General features: G+C 64.5%; 15 protein-coding genes. All 15 read right to left on the bottom strand.

The window, feature by feature from the left end; all coding sequences use genetic code 11:
- Positions 1-207 precede the first annotated feature (207 nt).
- The 15 genes from tuf to EWU68_RS00235 all read right to left on the bottom strand — a co-directional run bounded on the left by tuf (position 208) and on the right by EWU68_RS00235 (position 21,815).
- On the bottom strand, positions 208-1,398 hold the full coding sequence (gene tuf / locus EWU68_RS00305) for an elongation factor Tu (RefSeq protein WP_129313892.1): 1,191 nt from the start codon (positions 1,396-1,398) through the stop codon (positions 208-210).
- 179 nt (positions 1,399-1,577) lie between these two features.
- Positions 1,578-3,692, bottom strand: a complete 2,115-nt coding sequence (gene fusA, locus EWU68_RS00300; RefSeq protein ID WP_129313891.1) for an elongation factor G — start codon at positions 3,690-3,692, stop codon at positions 1,578-1,580.
- 66 nt (positions 3,693-3,758) lie between these two features.
- Entirely contained in the window at positions 3,759-4,229 is a 471-nt protein-coding gene (gene rpsG, locus EWU68_RS00295; RefSeq protein ID WP_129313890.1) for a 30S ribosomal protein S7, read from the bottom strand.
- Complete coding sequence (gene rpsL / locus EWU68_RS00290; protein ID WP_129313889.1) at positions 4,229-4,603, bottom strand: 30S ribosomal protein S12; 375 nt, start codon at positions 4,601-4,603, stop codon at positions 4,229-4,231. The genes rpsG and rpsL overlap by 1 nt, the downstream gene beginning before the upstream one ends.
- A 393-nt stretch (positions 4,604-4,996) precedes the next feature.
- Positions 4,997-5,782: an IclR family transcriptional regulator domain-containing protein gene (locus EWU68_RS00285; protein WP_129313888.1), complete on the bottom strand. Its 786-nt coding sequence runs from the start codon at positions 5,780-5,782 to the stop codon at positions 4,997-4,999.
- On the bottom strand, positions 5,779-6,504 hold the full coding sequence (locus EWU68_RS00280; protein ID WP_129313887.1) for a 3-oxoacid CoA-transferase subunit B: 726 nt from the start codon (positions 6,502-6,504) through the stop codon (positions 5,779-5,781). Before EWU68_RS00280 ends, EWU68_RS00285 begins: the two co-directional genes overlap by 4 nt.
- Entirely contained in the window at positions 6,501-7,187 is a 687-nt protein-coding gene (locus tag EWU68_RS00275; protein ID WP_129313886.1) for a 3-oxoacid CoA-transferase subunit A, read from the bottom strand. The genes EWU68_RS00280 and EWU68_RS00275 overlap by 4 nt, the downstream gene beginning before the upstream one ends.
- A 7-nt stretch (positions 7,188-7,194) precedes the next feature.
- The gene (locus EWU68_RS00270; RefSeq protein WP_129314460.1) at positions 7,195-8,385 is read right to left on the bottom strand and encodes a thiolase family protein; all 1,191 of its coding nucleotides are present in this window, start codon (positions 8,383-8,385) and stop codon (positions 7,195-7,197) included.
- A 47-nt stretch (positions 8,386-8,432) separates the two neighbouring features.
- The gene (gene pcaDC / locus EWU68_RS13460; protein WP_129313885.1) at positions 8,433-9,725 is read right to left on the bottom strand and encodes a bifunctional 3-oxoadipate enol-lactonase/4-carboxymuconolactone decarboxylase PcaDC; all 1,293 of its coding nucleotides are present in this window, start codon (positions 9,723-9,725) and stop codon (positions 8,433-8,435) included.
- Positions 9,722-10,957: a lyase family protein gene (locus EWU68_RS00260; RefSeq protein WP_129313884.1), complete on the bottom strand. Its 1,236-nt coding sequence runs from the start codon at positions 10,955-10,957 to the stop codon at positions 9,722-9,724. Before EWU68_RS00260 ends, pcaDC begins: the two co-directional genes overlap by 4 nt.
- 2 nt (positions 10,958-10,959) lie before the next feature.
- A complete protein-coding gene (pcaG, locus tag EWU68_RS00255) occupies positions 10,960-11,604 on the bottom strand; it encodes a protocatechuate 3,4-dioxygenase subunit alpha (protein ID WP_129313883.1) in 645 nt (214 codons plus the stop codon).
- Positions 11,604-12,437, bottom strand: coding sequence for a protocatechuate 3,4-dioxygenase subunit beta (pcaH, locus tag EWU68_RS00250; RefSeq protein ID WP_129313882.1), 834 nt, complete (start codon positions 12,435-12,437; stop codon positions 11,604-11,606). The genes pcaG and pcaH overlap by 1 nt, the downstream gene beginning before the upstream one ends.
- Positions 12,438-12,631: 194 nt before the next feature.
- Positions 12,632-16,525 (bottom strand): DNA-directed RNA polymerase subunit beta', encoded by a 3,894-nt coding sequence (locus EWU68_RS00245; RefSeq protein ID WP_129313881.1) that lies wholly within the window; start codon positions 16,523-16,525, stop codon positions 12,632-12,634.
- A 53-nt stretch (positions 16,526-16,578) separates the two neighbouring features.
- Entirely contained in the window at positions 16,579-20,094 is a 3,516-nt protein-coding gene (gene rpoB, locus EWU68_RS00240; RefSeq protein WP_129313880.1) for a DNA-directed RNA polymerase subunit beta, read from the bottom strand.
- A gap of 272 nt (positions 20,095-20,366) precedes the next feature.
- The gene (locus EWU68_RS00235; protein ID WP_129313879.1) at positions 20,367-21,815 is read right to left on the bottom strand and encodes an L-serine ammonia-lyase; all 1,449 of its coding nucleotides are present in this window, start codon (positions 21,813-21,815) and stop codon (positions 20,367-20,369) included.
- Positions 21,816-21,870 lie beyond the last annotated feature (55 nt).

Here is a 21,870-nt window from a genome sequence, read left to right as displayed (position 1 = left end):
TCCGCATGGGGACGCTATTCTCTGGCCGTCACGCATATCTCTGCGGCAGAATCCAACCGGTTTCGGAGGCAAGGTTTGCACCATTTTCCGAGGTGACCGAGAAAAAGGATAGAAAAGCAAAAGAAAGGGCCCCGGCAAAAGCCGGGGCCCTTTCGGACGGTAGTCAGCGCGGTGTCATGCGCCGGCCGTCGGGATCACAAAGAAATGTTACTTGGTGATCTTGGTAACGCGACCCGAACCAACGGTGCGGCCACCCTCACGGATGGCGAAGCCGAGTCCGTCTTCCATAGCGATGGGCTGGATCAGCTCAACGCTCATCTCGGTGTTGTCACCGGGCATGACCATCTCGGTGCCCTCGGGCAGCGTGATGACGCCGGTAACGTCCGTGGTGCGGAAGTAGAACTGCGGACGGTAGTTCGAGTAGAACGGGTTGTGACGGCCGCCCTCGTCCTTGGAGAGGATGTAGACGTTCGCCTCGAAGTTGGTGTGCGGGGTGATCGAACCCGGAGCAGCAACAACCTGACCACGCTCGACGTCGTCACGCTTGAGACCACGCAGGAGCAGGCCACAGTTCTCGCCGGCCCACGCCTCGTCGAGCTGCTTGTGGAACATCTCGATACCGGTCACGGTGGTCTTCTGGACCGGACGGATGCCGATGATCTCGACGTCCGAGTTGAGGGCCAGGGTACCGCGCTCCGCACGGCCGGTCACGACGGTGCCGCGGCCGGTAATCGTGAAGACGTCCTCGATCGGCATGAGGAACGGCTTGTCCTTGTCGCGAACCGGGTCCGGGATGTAGTCGTCGACTGCCTCCATGAGGTCCTCGATCGACTTGACCCACTGCTCGTCGCCCTCGAGCGCCTTGAGAGCGGAGACGCGCACGACGGGAGCCTCGTCACCGTCGAACTCCTGCGAGGACAGCAGTTCGCGGACCTCCATCTCGACGAGGTCGAGAAGCTCTTCGTCCTCAACCATGTCGGCCTTGTTCAGCGCAACGATGAGGGTGGGGACGCCGACCTGGCGCGCGAGCAGAACGTGCTCACGGGTCTGGGCCATCGGGCCGTCGGTTGCGGCAACCACGAGGATCGCACCGTCCATCTGAGCGGCACCGGTGATCATGTTCTTGACGTAGTCAGCGTGACCCGGGGCGTCGACGTGAGCGTAGTGACGCTTGTCGGTCTGGTACTCGATGTGAGCAATGTTGATGGTAATGCCGCGCTGGCGCTCCTCGGGAGCGGCGTCGATCATACCGAAGTCCTGCTGCTCGTTCAGGTCCGGGAACTTCTTCGCGAGAACACTGGAGATCGCAGCAGTCAGAGTGGTCTTACCGTGGTCGACGTGACCGATGGTACCAATGTTGACGTGCGGCTTGGAGCGCTCGAACTTTGCCTTAGCCACTATGTTCCTCCTAGAACGTTTGATGGAAACTTGCGCTGGCTTTCTGCGCAGTCCGTGGTTGAAGACGGATTCCTGATCAACAATAACGGAAAATTCATCCCGCACGAAAACCAGCGCAAGTTTCTAGGCTTTGATTATTTGGATGGGAAGGCGGCCCGGAAGAGCCGCCGTGCGGAGATCTACTCCCCGCGGCTCTTCTGGATGATCTCGTCGGCAACTGCCTTCGGGACCTCTGAATAGCTGTCGAAAGTCATCGAGTACACCGCACGTCCCTGCGTCCTCGAACGCAGGTCACCGATGTAGCCGAACATCTCGGACAGCGGAACCAGGGCTGTCACCAGCTTGACGCCGGCGACGTCTTCCATGGCCTGGATCTGTCCACGGCGCGAGTTCAAGTCGCCGATGACATCGCCCATGTACTCCTCGGGAGTACGGACCTCGACTGCCATCAGCGGCTCGAGCAGCACCGGGTTGGCGCGACGAGCGCCTTCCTTGAACACCATCGAACCGGCAATCTTGAAGGCCATCTCGGAGGAGTCGACGTCGTGGTAGGCGCCGTCCACCAGGGTGGCCTTCACGCCAACCACTGGGTATCCCGCGAGGATACCGAGCTGCATCGCACCCTGGATGCCGGCATCCACCGAAGGAATGTATTCGCGGGGCACGCGGCCACCGGTGATCTTGTCCTCGAACTCGTAGAGCTCTTCGGAATCGAGAGCGATCGGCTCGAAATCGACCTGCACCTTCGCGAACTGACCGGAACCACCGGTCTGCTTCTTGTGGGTGAAGTCGACCTTCTCGACGGCCTTCTTGATCGTCTCGCGGTAGGCAACCTGCGGCTTGCCGACGTTCGCTTCGACGCGGAATTCGCGCTTCATGCGGTCGACCAGCACGTCGAGGTGGAGCTCGCCCATGCCGCCGATCTCGGTCTGACCGGTTTCCTCGTTGAGGGAGACCGTGAAGGTCGGGTCCTCGGCCGAGAGCTTCTGGATCGCGGTCGACAACTTCTCCTGGTCACCCTTGGTCTTGGGCTCGATGGCCACGTAGATCACGGGCTTCGGGAAGGTCATCGACTCGAGAACGATCGGGTTGGCCTGGTCGCACAGCGTGTCGCCGGTCGTGGTCTCCTTGAGACCGATCGCGGCGTAGATGTGACCGGCCTGGATCTCCTCCACCGGATTCTCCTTGTTGGAGTGCATCTGGAAGAGCTTGCCGATACGTTCGCGACGACCCTTGGTCGAGTTCTGAACCTGCTGGCCCGAGGTTGCGATGCCGGAGTACACGCGAATGTAGGTCAGCTGCCCGTAGAACGGGTGTGCGGCCACCTTGAAGGCCAGAGCCGAGAACGGTTCGTCCTTCGCCGGCCGGCGGACCAGCTCGGTTTCTTCGTTCCTCGGGTCGTGACCGACCATCGGGGGCACGTTCAGGGGGGACGGCAGGTAGTCGATGACAGCATCGAGCATGGGCTGCACGCCACGGTTCTTGAACGCCGAACCACAGAAGACCGGGTAGGCCTCGTTGGCGACGGTCAGAGCACGCACACCGGCCTTGAGCTCGTCGATCGTGATCTCTTCGCCCTCGAAGTACTTCTCCATGAGTTCCTCGGAGGACTCCGCGACCTGCTCGACGAGCTTGTCACGGTACTCCGCGGCACGTTCCTGAAGCTCCTCCGGGATTTCGCGGATCTCGTAGGTCGCACCCAAGGAAACATCGCCCTTGGCGTCGCCGGGCCAGACGTAGGCCTTCATCTCGAGAAGGTCGATGACGCCGACGAAGTCGCTCTCGGCACCGATCGGCAACTGCATGACGAGCGGGGTCGCACCCAGACGCTTCACGATGGTGTCGACGGTGAAGTAGAAGTCCGCGCCCAGCTTGTCCATCTTGTTGACGAAGCAGATGCGGGGCACCTCGTACTTGTCGGCCTGACGCCAGACAGTCTCGGACTGCGGCTCAACGCCCTCCTTGCCGTCGAAGACGGCAACGGCGCCATCGAGCACGCGCAGGGAACGCTCCACCTCAACGGTGAAGTCGACGTGGCCCGGGGTGTCGATGATGTTGATCTGGGTGTCTTTCCAGAAGCACGTCGTCGCCGCGGAGGTGATGGTGATGCCGCGTTCCTGTTCCTGGGCCATCCAGTCCATCGTGGATGCACCGTCGTGGGTCTCACCGAGCTTGTGGTTGATGCCGGTGTAGTACAGGATGCGTTCGGTAGTGGTGGTCTTGCCGGCATCGATGTGGGCCATGATGCCGATGTTGCGGACCTTGTTCAGGTCGGTAAGCACGTCAAGTGCCACGATGTTTCCCTTTCAGGTGGATCGACCATCGGGCCCGCCGGACAGCGGCGGGCCCACAGGAAGAAATTACCAGCGGTAGTGGGCGAAGGCCTTGTTGGACTCGGCCATCTTGTGGGTGTCCTCGCGACGCTTCACAGCGGCACCGAGACCGTTGGAGGCATCCAGGATCTCGTTCATCAGGCGCTCGGTCATGGTCTTCTCGCGGCGGAGCTTCGAGAAGCCCACGAGCCAGCGGAGGGCGAGAGCGGTCGCGCGTCCGGAACGGACCTCGACCGGCACCTGGTAGGTGGCGCCGCCGACGCGGCGGGAACGAACCTCGAGCGAAGGCTTGATGTTGTCCATCGCCTTCTTGAGGGTGGTCACTGCGTCGGTGCCAGTCTTCTGGGCGACGCCGTCGAGCGCGCCGTAGACAATGCGCTCGGCGGTGGACTTCTTGCCGTCCTGCAGAACCTTGTTGATCAGCTGAGTCACAAGGGGCGACCCGTAGACGGGGTCGACGACGAGCGGACGCTTGGGAGCGGGGCCCTTACGAGGCATTACTTCTTCTCCTTCTTCACGCCGTAGCGGGAACGTGCCTGACCGCGGCCCTTGACACCCTGGGTGTCGAGAGCGCCGCGAACGATCCGGTAACGAACACCGGGGAGGTCCTTCACACGACCGCCGCGGACGAGCACGATGGAGTGCTCCTGCAGGTTGTGGCCCTCACCGGGGATGTATGCCGTGACCTCGACGCCGCCGTTGAGCTTGACGCGAGCAACCTTGCGCAGAGCAGAGTTCGGCTTCTTGGGGGTAGTGGTGTAGACGCGGGTGCAGACACCGCGCTTCATGGGGCTGCCCTTGAGAGCGGGCGCCTTGGTCTTCACGACCTTGGGAGTCCGGCCCTTCCGGACCAGCTGCTGAATTGTAGGCACTGTTGAGTTCTCCGTTTGATCTTGGCCCTCACCAAGGAGGGCCTTGAAATGTATGCCTCGTGCGGTGCGACCGCGCTGAGAGCACTGATAAACCGGTCTAGCGTTTTCGAGAAATGGGCACGGTTAACCGATGGCATTTTGGCACAAAAAAATAAAAAGTGTGCCAGAGGACCGTATCCATACCTGCCATTGATTCCGAAGCCCGCCTCTGTCGCATACCGTGGCGGTCTTCCCGACCTGCGCCAACAGACCTTCAGCGGTCCGTCGAACGGGGTCACAAGCCTTCGCGCACAGCACACTCGCACTGAGACTGAGTACTTCGACATCAACGATACCCCAGAATCGGCCCGTTGGCGAATGACTGTGAGGCACGCGACGACTGGTCCCTCCGCGTCAGGACGGCAGACTCAGCCCGGCCCCGGACCGATAGGCGTGGCCGATGCGGAGGGCCGTCTCCCTGAGCCTCGGCAGGATCTTCTCCTTGATCTTGTCGGCTCGGGCATTCTCCGTGCCGACCCGCATCGAGACGTTGACGGCGGCAATGTGGCGGCCCTTGGCGTCCGTCACCGGGGCGGCTACCGATCGCAAACCCATTTCGAGTTCCTGGTCCACGATCTCCCACCCGCGTTCCCGGACCCGCAGGATGCGCGCACGCAGCTCGTCGATATCGGTGACCGTGTGCCCCGTCAGCTCTTCGGGTTCCTGCCGCTCGAGGTACGCCTCGAGCCGTTCTTCGTCCAACCCCGCGAGCAGGACCCGGCCCATCGACGTCGCGTGGGCGGGAAAACTGGTCCCGACGCTGATCGCCACGTGCATGATGCGCCGGGCATGGACCCGAGCGACGTAGATGATGTCGTCGCCCTCGAGGACCGACATCGAGGTGGACTCCCCCACCCGCCCGGAGAGTTCCCTCAGGTGCGGATACGCAAGATCCGGCAGGGACAGGCTGGACAAATACGAATACCCGATGCCCAGGACCGTCGGGCTCAGCCGAAAGACCTTGCCGTCCGCGTGGACGTATCCGAGTTCCACGAGAGTGTGGAGGAATCTGCGGGCCGTGGCTCTGGTCAGCCCGGTTTTTTGGGCCACCTCGGACAGGGACATGCTGGCGTGGTCGGCGTCGAAGGCCCGCAGCACGGAAATGCCGCGCGCCAGGGACTGGACATAGGCTTCGCTCATCGGGTGCCCGTCGTGGTTCCGGCACCGGAAGTGTTGCCCGTGCCCTCGGTGTCCAGCGGGCCCTGCAAGTCCACGTCGAGCTCACGGGCGAGGTCCTGCGCGTCGATGCCGAAGGTCTCCCGGACGTGGACGACGCCGTCGGCCAATTCGAACACCGCCGCATCCGTGTAGACACGGGACACGCATCCGACCCCGGTCAACGGGAAATCGCACTCACGGACCAATTTCGGGGTGCCGTCCTTCGACCGCAGGTTCATCATCACGAACGTCTGCTTCGCGCCGATGGCCAGGTCCATCGCCCCGCCGACCGCAGGGATGGCTCCCGGTGCCCCCGTGGACCAGTTCGCGAGGTCACCGTTCTGGGCGACTTGGAATGCACCGAGAACACAGATGTCCAGGTGACCTCCCCGCATCATCGCGAACGAATCGGCGTGGTGGAAATACGAGGTTCCTGGCGTCTCCTTGACCGGGATCTTTCCAGCATTGATGAGATCGGGATCGATGTCCTCGTCGTGGGCCTGGGGACCCATACCGAGCATCCCGTTCTCGGTGTGAAGAGTTACACCGTGCTCGGGATCCAGGTAGTTCGAGACTTTGGTCGGTTGACCGATGCCGAGATTCACGAAGGCCCCCGCGGGGATGTCTTCGGCAACCAATCGGGCCATGGCCTCACGGTCCAGGGCATTGTCACTGGTGCGAGGAGTCGTGCTGAGCGCGCTCATGAGTCCTGGCCTTTCGTCGATGCTTCCGGAATGTTCACGACCGTGTCCACATAGATTCCGGGGGTCGCCACGGCCTCCGGGTCCATGTCTCCGGCGGAGACCCTGCGGGAGACCTGAACGGTCGAATGGCTTGAAGCGGCCGCCATGATCGGGCCGAAATTCCGCGCCGTCTTCCTGTAGGTCAGGTTGCCGACGTCGTCGCTCGTCCAGGCCTTGGTCAACGCGAAGTCCGCCCGAAGAGGGTACTCGAGGACGTAGTGGACGCCGTCGATCTCCCTGGTTTCCTTGCCCTCGGCCAGCTCCGTGCCGTATCCGGTCGGGGTGAAGAAGGCCCCGATCCCCGCTCCGGCGGCGCGGATCCGCTCCGCCAGATTTCCCTGCGGCACGACTTCGAGCTCGATCTCCCCCGCCCGGTACTTCTCGTCGAAATGCCACGAATCCGACTGCCGCGGGAAGGAGCAGATGATCTTCCTGACCCGACCCAGGGCGATCAGGCGCGCCAATCCGACGTCACCGTTTCCCGCGTTGTTGTTGACCACCGTGAGTCCGGTCGCCCCTTGGTCGATCAGGGCGTCGATCAGCTCCACCGGTTGGCCGGCGACCCCGAATCCGCCGATCATGACCGTCGAATCGTCCGTAATCCCTCGAACGGCCTCTTCCGCGCTCGTCACGAAGTTCACCACTGGCCTCTCACCTTCCTTCTTCGTTCTCGAGCACCACGGCCAGGCCCTGACCGACGCCGATGCAGATCGCGGCCACGCCCCATCTGGTGCCTGAGGCCTTCATGGAGCGGGCCAGGGTGCCGAGGATCCTCGTTCCCGAGGCTCCGAGCGGGTGCCCGATCGCGATAGCGCCACCGTGCGGATTGACGATCTCCGGATCGATGCCCCATGCGTCGATGCACGCGAGGGACTGCGCGGCGAAAGCCTCGTTGAGTTCGACGGTGCCGACGTCGTCCCAGGTGATCCCGGCCCGTTCCAGGGCACGATTCGCTGCCTCGACGGGGGCATAACCGAAATATTGTGGCTCGTTGGCGGCCACGCCCCGGCCGGCAAGACGCGCCAGCGGATCGAGGCCAACCGTCTCCGCGGCCTTCTCACTGCCGAGCAGGGCCGCGGAGGCGCCGTCGTTCAAGGGCGACGAATTGCCCGCGGTGACCTGACCGTTGTCCTTGCGGAACACCGTACGCAGGCCTGCAAGAGTCTCTGGCGTGCTGTCCGGCCGCATCGACTCGTCGCGCTCCAGGTCCGTCCCGGGGACCTGTTCGACCAGGTCGTCGTAGAAACCGGAGGACCAGGCCTCGGCTGCCAACCGATGCGAGCGGGCGCTGAACTCGTCCATGGCCTCGCGCCGCACACCGTACTTCTCGGCCAAGCGCTCGGTGGCCTCGCCGAGAGAAACCGTCCAACGATCCTTCATCTCCGGGTTCACCAGCCGCCAGCCCAGGGTCGTGGACGCCAGGTTCAGGTCCCCCGCGGGGAAAGGCTTGCTGGTCTTCGGCAGAACCCACGGTGCCCGGGACATGGACTCCACGCCGCCCGTGACGACGACGTCGGCCTCGCCCAGGCTGATGGCCCGGCTCGCCTGGATCGCGGCATCGAGCGAGGATCCGCACAACCTGTTGATCGTGGTCCCGGGCACCGATTCCGGCAGGCCCGCGAGGAGGGTCGCCATGCGTGCCACATTGCGGTTTTCCTCCCCCGCGCCGTTGGCGTTTCCGAGGAAGACTTCATCGACCGACTCGCCGGCGAGACCAGGGGCGCGTTCGACGATGCGACGAACCACGAAGGCCGCCAAGTCATCGGGGCGCGTGCCGGAGAGCCCGCCGCCGTATTTGCCGAAGGGCGTCCGGACCGCGTCGTAGACGTACGCGGGATGCAACTCGTTCATGGGTTCCTTCCGGAGGGGTTGTTGTCGTGACTCTGAATTCAGAGGTCGCCCAGATCGTCCAGGACCGACTGGGCCCGGGAGAAGGCGGTATTGGCGGCAGGGACACCGCAGTAGATCGCGGATTGGAGAATGATCTCCTGGATCTCGGGAATCCCGACGCCGTTCCTGCGCGCGGCCTTGATGTGCATGTCGAATTCCTGCCAGTGACCGAGGGCGATCATGGCCGTCAGGGTGATCGCGCTGCGCGTCTTCCGGTCCAGCCCGGGGCGGGTCCAGATTTCTCCCCAGGCGTATCGGGAAATGAGGTCCTGGAACGGTGCGGTGAACTCCGTGGTCCGGGATTCGGCACGGTCCACGTGCTCGTCCGAGAGGACCTCCCGGCGCACTGTCATGCCTTCTTCCTTGACCCTGGACCGAGGTGCAACGGGGTCGGGAAGGGCCGGCCATTCCGTCCCAGAGGCCGCATTCTCCGACCGAACGTCGGACGACCCACCGGACCGGCCGTCGTCGGGAAGGAAGAACGCGGCGATCTCCCGGGCGGTATCTTCGGGACGTTCCGCGGGGAGGAGATGGGCGGCATCGTCGAAGACCACGGACGCGGACTGTGCGACGCCGTCGGCCACCTGCTGGAGACTTTCCGGGGGCGTTGCCACATCGTGCGCACCAGCCAGGGTCAGCACCGGGACCGAAATCTCGCCCAGACGATCACGCAGATCACATCGTGACAGGGCCCGGCACACCAGGCCGTAGTCGTTCCGATCGGCTTCCTGGAGGCTGTGGAGGAGCTCGGTTGCAATGACGCGCTGCCGTTCCAGGAAACCGGGCGCGAACCATTTCTCCGCGGATCCGATGACCTGCGTGGGTGTCCCGGAGGTTTCGACCAGTTCGGCCCGTTCGATCCACCCGGCGCGCTCCCCGATCTTGGCACCCGTGCAGATCGCGGCCACGGCCTGTACGGCGTCGGGATGAGCGAGGGACAGGGCAAGCCCCACGGCACCCCCGACCGAGACCCCCGCGTAGAAGTACTTCTTGTCCGGGGTGCCGCGCTCCTGGCGAAGACGATCGGCCAGGCGGTGCACGCCCTCCGCGAGATCCTCGACATCGAATTCGTCCGCGACCACGCTTCCGCGACCGTGCCCGGGAAGCTCCCATCCGATCAGCTCGAAGCGATCCTTCAGGTGAGCCGCGGCCGGCGCCCACAGCGGAGTCACGGCGGTGCCCAACGAGGGTCCGAGAATCAGAAGCGGCTTGTCCTGGCGGGCGTGGTCCTCGGGCTGCGAGCCCGTGAGGTTGTCCCCGAGTGCGACGGGAGTCAGGTCCGGTACGGTCATTTCTTCTCCTTCGCGTTCTTCCAACGGCGTGCGGCCGCTCGGGCCTGGTCTGCACTGTTCCCCGTCCCCGGGGAGCCGGCCGTTTCGACGGGATCCTGGCCGAGATGGGACCTCATGGCTTGGGCATCCACCTCGAGGCCCGCGAGCATTTCGGCCGTCATCGTGGACGCGATGATGCTGTGCCGGGCGGCAGTACGAATCGGTTCCCACTCCAGGTGCCAGGCCAGGTCCGATCGTTCCTCGACCGCGAGGGCCTCGGACTCGAGCAGTTCGCCGATGGCCCGAGCACAGGCGACCGCCGAGCGACGGACAAGGATCGACATGCTCGGATTGCGCTTGTGCGGCATCGACGAGGATCCCCCTCGCCCCTTCGCCGCCGGCTCTGCGAGTTCGGCGATCTCGTTGCGGGATGAGATCACGACGTCGCCGGCGATCTTGCCGCACGCGGTGGCTGCCCTCGCGAGCGGCTCAACGGCGTCGATCAGAGGCCGACGCCGCGTGTGCCAGACCTGTTCGGAGGCCGGGGCATTGAGCCCCAACCGCTGGGCCCACATGAGCCCCAGCCGATCGGGAACTGGCATGCTGAGCCCGTCGTCGTTCGAGCTCCCCGCGAGATCGAGCACGGCCGCGTTCGTCCCGGCGGCCCCTCCCCCTGACACCGGGAGCCACAAACGATCCGGGTCCGTCGCGGCATGGGCCGCCGCCACGGCATCCAGCCAGCGTCCCGCCCGAGCCCCGAAGGTCGTGGGGAGGGCGCGCTGACCGAGAGTCCTCGCGGCCATGGGGGTCTCGGCGTGCGATGAGGCGAGCCCCTCGAGCTCGTCCGCCGCGGACCCGAGAGCCTCGTGAACGGCCCCGAGCGAATCACGAACCAGCAGCATGAGCGCGGTGTCCATGACGTCCTGGCTCGTCAGCCCCCGGTGCACGAGCTCCCGGGCGGCGTCCTGCCCGCCGTCAGGGTCCGAGACCTCAGCTTTGAGGCGCCGGACCAGACCGATCACGGGGTTGCCTCCGCCCTCGGCCTCCGAGGCAATCTCCACAAGGATTTCGTCCCCCACGGTGTCGAGGACCGAAGCCACCCGCACCGCGGTCGGTGCATCCGCGCACCCCAGGTCGGCCTGGGCCAGAACCCAGGCCGATTCGGCTCGGACGAGCGCGCGCGCCACGGCGGCGTCGCCGATCACGGGCTCGGCCCGCTGACCGCCGGGGACCAGGAGATCGGTGAAAACCATGACTAGCTCTCGATCCCGGGGTAGGCCAAGAAGACCGTCTCCCGGTCGCCCTGGAGACGGATGTCGTGGTGCAGGGAGCCGTCGTCGAGGCGTGTCGCGATCATGGTCCGGCGGCGCTCCGCAGGAAGCGAGGCCAGCAAGGGATCGTCCGCCAGAGCCTGCTCGTCGTCGGGCAGGTAGACGCGGGTGAAGAGCCTGTTGAGCAGTCCGCGCGCGAAGATCACCATCAGGAAGTACGGCGCGTGGCCCTGTCCCGGTGCGCCCGGTTCGAGGGTCGTGAAGCTGTAGGTGCCCAACCGGTCGACGGCCTGACGGCCCCACCCGGTGAAGGTGTACCCGTCCCGGTTCAGTGAACCGGTTTCCTCGGGTATCCGCCCCTGCGGATCCGCCTGCCAGATTTCGAGCATCGCGTCCGGGATGACATCACCTGCGCCGTCATACACCTGCCCGTGAAGTCGTGACGCCTCCGGGTGGGCGCGGCTCACGAGCTCGGGCCCTCCCCGATAGGGCAAGCCCACCTCCTCGTGCGCGTTCGCGTAGCCGAAGAAGGGGCCGATCGTCTGTCCCGGCGTCGGGGTCAGGTCGGCGGGCGGGTTCTCGACGGTCCGACCACGGCTGACGGGGGTTCGTAGTTCTTCGCGTGCCATCAGTTCTCATCCTCCGGTTCCATCCAGGTGCGGTTGCTCCCGCCCAGCACGATGTCCCAGGTGTAGCCGAGCAACCACTCGTGCTCGGACACGTCGTGGTCGTACGAGGCGACCAGTCTCTCCCGGGCCTTGGGATCGACGATCGATTGGTAAATCGGGTCAAGGGCAAAGAGCGGGTCACCCGGGAAGTACATCTGGGTGATCATCCGCTGCGTGAAATCCGTCCCGAACAAGGAGAAATGCACGTGGGCAGGGCGCCACGCGTTGCGGTGGTTCTTCCAGGGGTACGGACCGGGCTTGATGGTCGTGAATTCGTAGGAACCGTCATCACCGGTCAGGCAGCGGCCGACGCCGGTGAAGTTGGGGTCCAACGGTGCCGGGTGCTGATCTCGTTTGTGGATGTAGCGTCCGGCCGCATTGGCCTGCCAGATCTCAACGAGCTGGTTCCTGACGGGGCGGCCCGCGGAGTCCATGACACGACCGCGGATCTTGATGCGCTCCCCGATCGGTTCTCCCCCGCCCTGAACCGTCAGATCCGATTCCAGGTCGTGGACATCGCGGTGGCCGAACGCCGGAGAGGTCAGCTCGATCAGTTCCGGGTCCGTGTGGTGCGGGTCCTTGGTCGGGTGCCGCAGCACCGAACTGCGATATGGGGCGTAGTCGAGCCGCGGTTGGCTCTCGCGGGCACCGGACACCCGGTACTGCTCCTGGTGCTGCCGGACTTCCCTGTTGATGTCTGCCTGACGGTCGGCCGCGGCGTCGGGGCCGGTCACCGTCGGCGCGGTGAAGTTCTCTTCATCCAGGTTCTTCTCTGCGTGGTCTTCGACCGCCATGTCGATCTCCTTCCGGGGCAACTGTGATGCCTGACTCGCCCCGTCGCCAATCTACCGGCAGCCCGTTCGTGATGTGACTCGATGTACGCCATGCGAACGACAACGGCCGGTCCCCTCCGTAGGGAGGGAACCGGCCGTTGTCATCGGACGCGAGGGCTCAGTGCCTCAACGCCCGCTTCGATTCTGCGGTCGAATCAGTTGCTGCCGAAGTCGTAGTCATCCAGCGGGATGGCCTGGAATTCGGCGGCCACGGAGGCGTCGTTCTCCGCCGCGTAGCTGAAGTCGCCGAACCCTGTCGAATTGGCGTACAGCTTCTCGCGTGCTTCCTCGGTCGGCTCGACGTCGATCGTGTTGTAGCGATCGAGGCCGGTACCGGCCGGGATGAGCTTGCCGATGATGACATTCTCCTTGAGCCCGACCAGCGGATCAGACTTGCCCTCCATCGCGGCCTGGGTCAGGACGCGAGTGGTCTCCTGGAAGGAGGCCGCGGAGAGCCACGAGTCGGTGGCCAGCGAAGCCTTGGTAATGCCCATGAGCTCCGGACGGCCCGCGGCGGGACGCTGCTGGTTGATCATCGCCGTCTTGTTGGCCTGCTGGAAGGCCACGGTCTCGACGAGCTCACCCGGCAGCAACGCGGTGTCACCGGACTCGATGACGGTGATCCGACGCGTCATCTGGCGGATGATGACTTCCACGTGCTTGTCGTGGATGCCCACACCCTGCGAGCGGTACACGCCCTGGACCTCGTCCACCAGGTGCTTCTGCGCCTCGCGCGGTCCGCGGATACGAAGGACTTCCTTCGGGTCCACGGCGCCCGAGACCAGCTGCTGGCCGACCTCGACGCGGTCGCCCTCGTCCACGAGCAGACGGGCACGGCGAAGGATCTGGTAAGCGATCGCCTCGTCGTCCTTGTTGTCCGGGGTGACGATGATCTTGAGGGCCTTGTCCGTGTCCTCGATGGACACGCGTCCGGCGATCTCTGAGATCGGGGCGACACCCTTCGGGGTACGCGCCTCGAAGAGCTCCTGAATACGCGGCAGACCCTGCGTGATGTCCTCCGAGGAGGCCACACCACCGGTGTGGAAGGTACGCATGGTCAGCTGGGTACCGGGCTCACCAATGGACTGGGCGGCGATAATGCCCACGGCTTCGCCGATGTCCACCAGGTTGCCGGAGGCCATCGACCGGCCGTAGCACTTCGCACACACACCCACGGCGGACTCGCAGGTCAGCACGGAGCGCACGCGCACGTTCTGGACGCCGGCCTGGTACAGCTTGCGGATCACGGCGTCGGAGACGTCGTCGCCCGCGCTGGCCAGCACGTTGTCGTTCTCGTCCTTGGCATCGACCGCGAGGATACGACCGTGGATCGAGTTCTCGACGTCCTCGTGCAGCATGACCGAACCGGTGTCCTCGTCGATCTGGACGAGCGGCAGGTTCAGGCCGCGGCGAGTCTGGCAGTCCAGCTCGCGAACGATGACATCCTGCGAGACGTCGACAAGACGACGCGTCAGGTAACCGGAGTTTGCGGTACGCAACGCGGTATCCGCGAGGCCCTTACGGGCACCGTGGGTAGCGATGAAGTACTCCAGAACCGACAGGCCCTCGCGGTAGGAGGACTTGATCGGGCGGGGCATGATCTCGCCACGTGTGTTGGCCACGAGACCACGGATACCCGCGATCTGGCGCACCTGCATCCAGTTTCCTCGGGCGCCCGAGGAAACCATGCGGTTGATCGTGTTCAGATCGGTCAGGTTCTCGCGCATGGCCTCGGCGACCTCGTCGGTCGCCTTGGTCCAGATGTCGATGAGTTCCGAACGACGCTCGTCGTCGTCGATCAGGCCCAACTCGTACTGGCCCTGGATCTCGTCCGCCTGCTTCTCGTAGCCGGCCATGATCTCGCGCTTCGCCGGAGGCGTCGCGATATCGGAGACGGCCACGGTCACGCCCGAGCGGGAGGCCCAGTAGAAACCGGTGTCCTTGAGGTTGTCCAGGGTCCGGGCGACGTCGACCATCGGGTAGTTCTCCGCCAGATCGTTGACGAGCTGGCCGAGGCCCTTCTTGTCGGCGATGCCGGTGAACCACGGGTAGTCGGCGGGGAGGGTCTCGTTGAACAGGACCTGCCCGACCGTGCACTCGACCAGGACCGGCTGGCCCTGCTCCCAGCCCTCGGGAGCTTCCCAGCCCTCGTAGGGCACGAAGTCCGTGAGCACGATCTTGACGCGCGAGTTGAGGTGGATCTCCTTGCGCTCCATGGCCATGAGGGCCTCGGCCAGGGACGAGAACGCGTGGCCCTCGCCCTTCTCGCCTTCGCGGACCGTAGTCAGGTGGTGCAGGCCGATGATCATGTCCTGCGAGGGAACCGCCACGGGGCGGCCGTCGGAGGGCTTCAGGATGTTGTTCGAGGACAGCATCAGGACGCGCGCCTCGGCCTGGGCCTCGGGGCTCAGCGGCAGGTGCACGGCCATCTGGTCACCGTCGAAGTCGGCGTTGAACGCCGAGCAAACGAGCGGGTGGAGCTGGATGGCCTTGCCCTCGACGAGCTGCGGCTCGAACGCCTGGATGCCCAGACGGTGCAGGGTTGGTGCACGGTTCAGCAGCACGGGGTGCTCGGTAATGATCTCCTCGAGAACATCCCACACCTGGGGGCGGAACCGTTCGACCATGCGCTTGGCCGACTTGATGTTCTGCGCGTGGTTCAGGTCGACCAGGCGCTTCATCACGAACGGCTTGAACAGCTCCAGGGCCATCTGCTTGGGCAGACCGCACTGGTGCATCTTCAGCTGGGGTCCGACGACGATCACGGAACGACCCGAGTAGTCGACGCGCTTTCCGAGCAGGTTCTGACGGAAACGACCCTGCTTGCCCTTGAGCATGTCGGACAGCGACTTGAGCGGACGGTTGCCCGGTCCGGTGACCGGACGTCCGCGGCGGCCGTTGTCGAACAGCGAGTCGACGGCCTCCTGGAGCATGCGCTTCTCGTTGTTCACGATGATCTCGGGGGCACCGAGATCCAGAAGACGCTTCAGGCGGTTGTTGCGGTTGATCACGCGGCGGTAGAGATCGTTGAGATCCGACGTCGCGAAGCGGCCACCATCCAGCTGAACCATCGGGCGCAGCTCCGGCGGGATCACGGGGACCGCGTCCAGGACCATGCCCAGCGGCGAGTTGTTGGTCGTCAGGAACGCGTTGATGACCTTGAGGCGCTTGAGCGCACGGGTCTTCCGCTGTCCCTTGCCGTTCTGGATGACCTCGCGCAGGGCCTCGGCCTCGGCCGCCATGTCGAAGTTCTCGAGACGGTTCTTGATGGACTCGGCGCCCATCGAACCCTCGAAGTACATACCGTACTTGTCGACCATGGAGCGGTACAGCGCCTCGTCGCCCTCGAGGTCGCTGACCTTGAGGTTCTTGAAGCGCTCGAAGACCTGGTCCATGTGGGCAATCTCGGCGTCGACGCGCTTGCGCACCTGGGCCATCTGACGCTCCGAGGAGTCGCGCAGCTTGCGCTTCTCGGCGGCCTTGCCGCCTTCCGCCTCGATGCGGGCCAGCTCTTCCTCGGTCTCCTTGGCGATCGCCGCAATGTCGGTGTCGCGCTCGGATTCGAGGGCCTTCTTGTCCTTGTCGTGCGCGGCCTGCAGGTTCGGCAGGTCGTCGTGACGGCCTTCCTCGTCGACCCACGTGATCATGTAGGCGGCGAAGTAGATGATCTTCTCGAGATCCTTCGGCGCCAGATCGAGCAGGTATCCCAGACGGGAGGGAACACCCTTGAAGTACCAGATGTGCGTCACGGGAGCGGCGAGCTCGATGTGGCCCATGCGCTCACGGCGCACCTTGGCACGCGTGACCTCGACGCCGCAGCGTTCGCAGATGATTCCCTTGAAGCGCACGCGCTTGTACTTGCCGCAGTAGCATTCCCAGTCGCGAGTGGGTCCGAAGATCCGCTCGTCGAACAGGCCTTCCTTCTCCGGCTTCAGGGTTCGGTAGTTGATGGTCTCCGGCTTTTTGACCTCACCGTACGACCAGTTTCGGATGTCTTCCGCGGTGGCCAGGCCAATCCGCATCAGGCCAAGTGAAGATTCGTTGGACATGGGGTCCTTTTCTCTCAAAAACTCGTGAAGGATCTGGGGTGGATGAGTGAGGTCTAGACTTCCTCGACCGAGCTGGGCTCGTTGTGGGAGAGGTCAATACCCAATTCATCGGCAGCCCGGAATCCTTCGTCCTCCGAGTCGCGCATTTCGATCGCATTGCCTTCGGTCGAGAGGACCTCGACGTTCAGGCACAGAGACTGCATTTCCTTGATGAGCACCTTGAAGGACTCGGGAACACCCGGTTCGGGGATGTTGTCGCCCTTCACGATGGCCTCGTAGACCTTGACGCGTCCGTGGACGTCGTCGGACTTGATGGTCAGGATTTCCTGCAGGGTGTAGGCAGCGCCGTAGGCCTCGAGTGCCCACACCTCCATCTCACCGAAACGCTGACCGCCGAACTGGGCCTTACCGCCCAGCGGCTGCTGGGTAATCATCGAGTACGGCCCGGTCGAACGCGCGTGGATCTTGTCGTCCACCAGGTGGTGCAGCTTGAGGATGTACTGGTAACCGACCGAAATCGGTTCCGGGAAGGGCTCGCCGGTACGACCGTCGAACAACAGGGCCTTGCCCGTGCTGTCGATCAGACGCTCGCCGTCGCGGTTGAGGTTCGTGTGGTCCAGCAGATCGAAGATCTCCTGCTCGTCCGCACCGTCGAACACCGGGGTCGCAACCTTGGTCGGGCCCGATTCCTTCGGGAAGTTCGGAAGGTTGTCGAGCCACTCGGGGTTGCCCTCGATCTTCCAGCCCTGCTTGGCGAGCCAGCCGGTGTGCACCTCCAGGACCTGGCCGATGTTCATACGGCCGGGAACGCCCAGCGGGTTCAGGATCACGTCGACGGGGGTTCCGTCGGCCATGAAAGGCATGTCCTCGACGGGCAGGATCTTGGAGATCACGCCCTTGTTCCCGTGACGGCCGGCGAGCTTGTCGCCGTCGGTGATCTTGCGCTTCTGGGCCACGTAGACGCGGACCAGCTGGTTGACGCCGGGAGGCATGTCCTCGTCGTCCTCGTCCCGGTCGAACACGCGGACGCCGATGACGGTGCCGGACTCGCCGTGCGGGACCTTGAGCGACGTGTCGCGAACCTCGCGGGACTTCTCACCGAAGATGGCGCGCAGCAGGCGCTCCTCCGGGGTCAGCTCGGTCTCGCCCTTCGGCGTGACCTTCCCGACCAGGATGTCACCGGCCTCGACCTCGGCACCGATGTGGATGATGCCGCGCTCGTCGAGGGCCGAGAGGACCTCTTCGGAGACGTTGGGGATGTCACGAGTGATCTCCTCGGCACCGAGCTTGGTGTCACGGGCGTCGATCTCGTGCTCCTCGATGTGGATCGAGGTCAGGACGTCGTCGGAGACCATGCGCTGCGAGAGGATGATCGCGTCCTCGTAGTTGAGGCCCTCCCAGGACATGTAGGCCACGAGCAGGTTCTTGCCGAGTGCCAATTCGCCCTGGTCGGTCGACGGACCGTCCGCGATCAGGCCGCGTGCACCCACGCGGTCGCCCTCGGAGACCACAACGCGGTGGTTGTAGCAGTTGCCGGGGTTGGAGCGCAGGAACTTCGCGATCGGGTACGACGTCGTGGTGCCGTCGTCGTTCGCGATGACGACCATGTCGGCCGAGACCTCGCGGACCACACCGGCCTTCTGTGCCAGCACGGAGTCGCCGGAGTCCATCGCGGCGTAGCCTTCCATGCCGGTGCCCACGACCGGGGACTCGGACTCGAGCAGCGGCACTGCCTGACGCTGCATGTTGGCACCCATGAGGGCGCGGTTCGCGTCGTCGTGCTCCAGGTACGGAATCAGCGACGTACCGACCGAGACCATCTGGCGCGGGGAGACGTCCATGTACTCGACGTCGCCGGCCGGCTTGGCCTCGGCCTCGCCCGAGCCATCGGCGGCGCGGCAGAGGACGTAGTCCTCGACGAAGGTCTGGTCCTCGGTCAACGGGGCGTTGGCCTGGGCAATGGTCTTGCCCTTCTCGTCGTCCGCGGTGAGGTAGACGACCTTCTCGGTCACCTTGCCGTTCGAGACCTCGCGGTACGGGGTCTCGATGAAGCCGAACGGGTTGATGCGCGCGAAGGTCGCGAGGGAGCCGATCAGACCGATGTTCGGACCTTCGGGGGATTCGATCGGGCACATGCGTCCGTAGTGGGACGGGTGCACGTCGCGAACCTCCATGCCCGCGCGGTCACGGGACAGACCGCCGGGGCCGAGGGCGTTGAGACGACGCTTGTGCGTCAGCCCGGCCAGCGGGTTGTTCTGGTCCATGAACTGCGAGAGCTGCGAGGTGCCGAAGAACTCCTTGATGGAGGCGACGACGGGTCGGATGTTGATCAGGGTCTGGGGCGTGATGGCCTCGACGTCCTGGGTCGTCATGCGTTCCCGGACCACGCGCTCCATACGGGACAGGCCCGTGCGGATCTGGTTCTCGATCAGCTCGCCGACCGCACGGATGCGGCGGTTGCCGAAGTGGTCGATGTCGTCCGTGTCGACCAGGATGTCCTGCTCGACGCCGTCGCGCTTGCCCTTGATGGACTTGCCGCCGGCGTGCAGGGTCACGAGGTAGCGGATCATCGCGACGATGTCGTCCTGGGTCAGGACCGACGAGTCGTTGTCCTCGATGGGCTTGTCCACACCGAGCTTGCGGTTGATCTTGTACCGACCGACCTTGGCCAGGTCGTAGCGCTTCGGGGTGAAGTACATGTTGTCGAGCAGCGACTGGGCCGCATCGACCGTCGGCGGCTCACCCGGGCGAAGCTTCTTGTAGATATCGATCAGCGCTTCGTCACGGGTCTCGACCGTGTCCTTCTCGAGGGTCGCACGGATCGAGTCGTACTCGCCGAATTCTTCGAGAATCTTCGCGTCGGTCCAGCCGAGGGCCTTGAGGAGAACGGTCACGGACTGCTTGCGCTTGCGGTCCAGACGGACGCCGACCTGATCGCGCTTGTCGATCTCGAGCTCGAACCATGCACCGCGCGAGGGGATGATGCGGGCGGAGAAGATGTCCTTGTCCGAGGTGCGGTCGACGGCCTTCTCGAAGTATGCGCCGGGAGAACGAACCAGCTGCGAGACGACGACGCGCTCGGAACCGTTGATCACGAAGGTTCCGGACTCGGTCATGAGCGGGAAGTCGCCCATGAACACGGTCTGCTGCTTGATCTCGCCGGTTTCGTTGTTCATGAACTCGGCCTTGACGTACAGCGGCGCCGAGTAGGTTGCGTCGCGGTCCTTGCACTCCTCCATGGAGTACTTCGGATCGGCGAATTCCGGCTCCGAGAAGGACAGGGACATCGTGCCCTGGAAGTCCTCGATCGGCGAGATCTCTTCGAAGATCTCGGTCAGGCCGGAGACGCGGGAGACGGAGTTGTCGCCCTTCTCGTCCGCCTCGGCAAGGCGCTCGATCCAGCGCTCGTTGCCGACCAGGCGGTCAAAGCTCTCCGTCTGCAGGGCCAGCAGGTTGGGAACACTGAGTGGTTCGTGAATCTTTGCGAATGAAATGCGTGAGGCGGAACCGTCGTGCGGGTTTCCCTCCGCGTGAGCGGCATCATAATTGGAGGTGCTCGAGGCGACCAAGATTGGATCCTTCCACAGACCTGTCTGTACACGAAGGCTTGCCCGGATCCACGGGGTTCACGCATTCCGGCGGGCGATCTCAAGGCGCACGAGACGCGCTCGGAGGCGAGCTGTCTCTGCGTGTCGGTGGTCGTGGTTGCCTGGAAGCGTGAGCTGGATCCATCAGTTGTACCCACCGCTATATGAAGGCACAAAAATTTAGGGAAAGCGCAAATTTTTACTCTACATGCTTTCCGGGGGTCTGTCCAGTGGGCGCCTCCGTCGAACGGAGATCAGCATTCGACGACGTTGACCGCCAGCCCGCCCAGCGAGGTCTCCTTGTATCTGTTGGACATATCGACGCCGGTCTGACGCATGGTCTCGATGACCTGGTCGAGAGACACGCGGTGCTCACCGTCGCCGCGCATCGCCATCTTGGCGGCGTTCACCGCCTTGGCCGCAGCCATCGCGTTGCGCTCGATGCAGGGAATCTGGACCAGACCGCCCACCGGGTCGCAGGTCAGCCCGAGATTGTGCTCCATTGCGATCTCCGCCGCGTTCTCGACCTGCTCGACATTGCCGCCGAGGACCTGGGCCAGACCGCCGGCCGCGATCGACGACGCCGAGCCGACCTCGCCCTGGCAACCGACCTCGGCCCCCGAGATCGACGCGCGTTTCTTGTACAAGGATCCGACCGCGGACGCCGCCAGGAAGAAGTCGATGACGGCACGCTCCTTGGCCTTGCGGCCGCCGTGACGGATCTCGGGAATGTAGTGCACGGCGTAGTGCAGCACGGCGGGCACGATGCCGGCCGCGCCGTTGGTGGGCGCCGTCACGACCCGGCCACCGAAGGCGTTCTCCTCGTTGACCGCGAGCGCGATGAGGTTGACCCAGTCGATGGAGTACTGCGGGTCCTTGTTCGGATCCTCTTCCAGAAGCTCCCTGTGCCACCGTTGGGCACGGCACCGGACCTTGAGCGCACCGGGCAGGTAACCGATGCGGGACAGCGACGAACCGATGCATTCCCTCATCACCGTGTAGATGTGGAGGATCCCGGCCTCGACCTCGTCCCGGGATCTCGCCGTCATCTCATTGGCCATTTTGAGTTCCGCGATCGAGATCCGGGCCTCGTTGGCCTGGCTGACCAGCTCCTCGGCCGAGTCGAACGGGTAGGGCACATCCGTCAGACTGTCTCCCCCGGCGGCTTCCTCGCCTTCTTCGATCACGAATCCGCCGCCCACGGAGAAATACGTCCGTTCGTCGAGCATGAGGCCGTCGGTATCGGTCGCGGTGAAGCGTATACCGTTGGTGTGGCGTTCGAGGACCGTCAGCGGGCGGAGGACCATCTCCTTCTCGCTGATGGCGACCTCCGGACCCTCGACCAGGTCATCCCGAGTCGCTTCGGACCTGACGCAGTCCGGGCCGAAACCGGCCAGCACGAGTTTTCCCGTGGCCTGGTTGTCGGCGACCATCTGTTCGGACTCGCGGACATCAATGGTCTCGGGGACCCAGCCCGCCAGCCCTTTGATGGTCGCCGACATGGTTCCGTGCCCCGCACCCGTCGCGGCGAGCGAACCGTACAGGTCGACCTTGATGCCGGCGACGTCGTTCAGGCGACCTCCCGCGATCAACTCCGTGACGAACCGGTTGGCCGCCCTCATCGGGCCGACGGTGTGGGAGCTCGACGGTCCCACCCCGATGCTGAACAAATCGAAAATGCTGATGTCTGTGGTGCTCATCATGGCTTTCCACACCTCCCCAGGTTGGTACGGCTCCGTTGCTCGCGACGTCGGTCAT

The sequence above is a fragment of the Rothia koreensis genome (assembly GCF_004136575.1).
GTDB lineage: Bacteria > Actinomycetota > Actinomycetes > Actinomycetales > Micrococcaceae > Rothia > Rothia koreensis.
This window is presented reverse-complemented; position numbering and strand designations above follow the sequence as displayed.

Bases quoted from the DNA above. Each gene is read 5' to 3' on its own strand.
- rpsG (WP_129313890.1), bottom strand. From the start codon at position 4,229: ATGCCTCGTAAGGGCCCCGCTCCCAAGCGTCCGCTCGTCGTCGACCCC.
- pcaDC (WP_129313885.1), bottom strand. From the start codon at position 9,725: ATGACCGTACCGGACCTGACTCCCGTCGCACTCGGGGACAACCTCACG.
- EWU68_RS00280 (WP_129313887.1), bottom strand. From the start codon at position 6,504: ATGAGCGCGCTCAGCACGACTCCTCGCACCAGTGACAATGCCCTGGAC.
- EWU68_RS00260 (WP_129313884.1), bottom strand. From the start codon at position 10,957: ATGGTTTTCACCGATCTCCTGGTCCCCGGCGGTCAGCGGGCCGAGCCC.
- pcaG (WP_129313883.1), bottom strand. From the start codon at position 11,604: ATGGCACGCGAAGAACTACGAACCCCCGTCAGCCGTGGTCGGACCGTC.
- EWU68_RS00285 (WP_129313888.1), bottom strand. From the start codon at position 5,782: ATGAGCGAAGCCTATGTCCAGTCCCTGGCGCGCGGCATTTCCGTGCTG.
- EWU68_RS00235 (WP_129313879.1), bottom strand. From the start codon at position 21,815: ATGATGAGCACCACAGACATCAGCATTTTCGATTTGTTCAGCATCGGG.
- EWU68_RS00245 (WP_129313881.1), bottom strand. From the start codon at position 16,525: ATGTCCAACGAATCTTCACTTGGCCTGATGCGGATTGGCCTGGCCACC.
- pcaH (WP_129313882.1), bottom strand. From the start codon at position 12,437: ATGGCGGTCGAAGACCACGCAGAGAAGAACCTGGATGAAGAGAACTTC.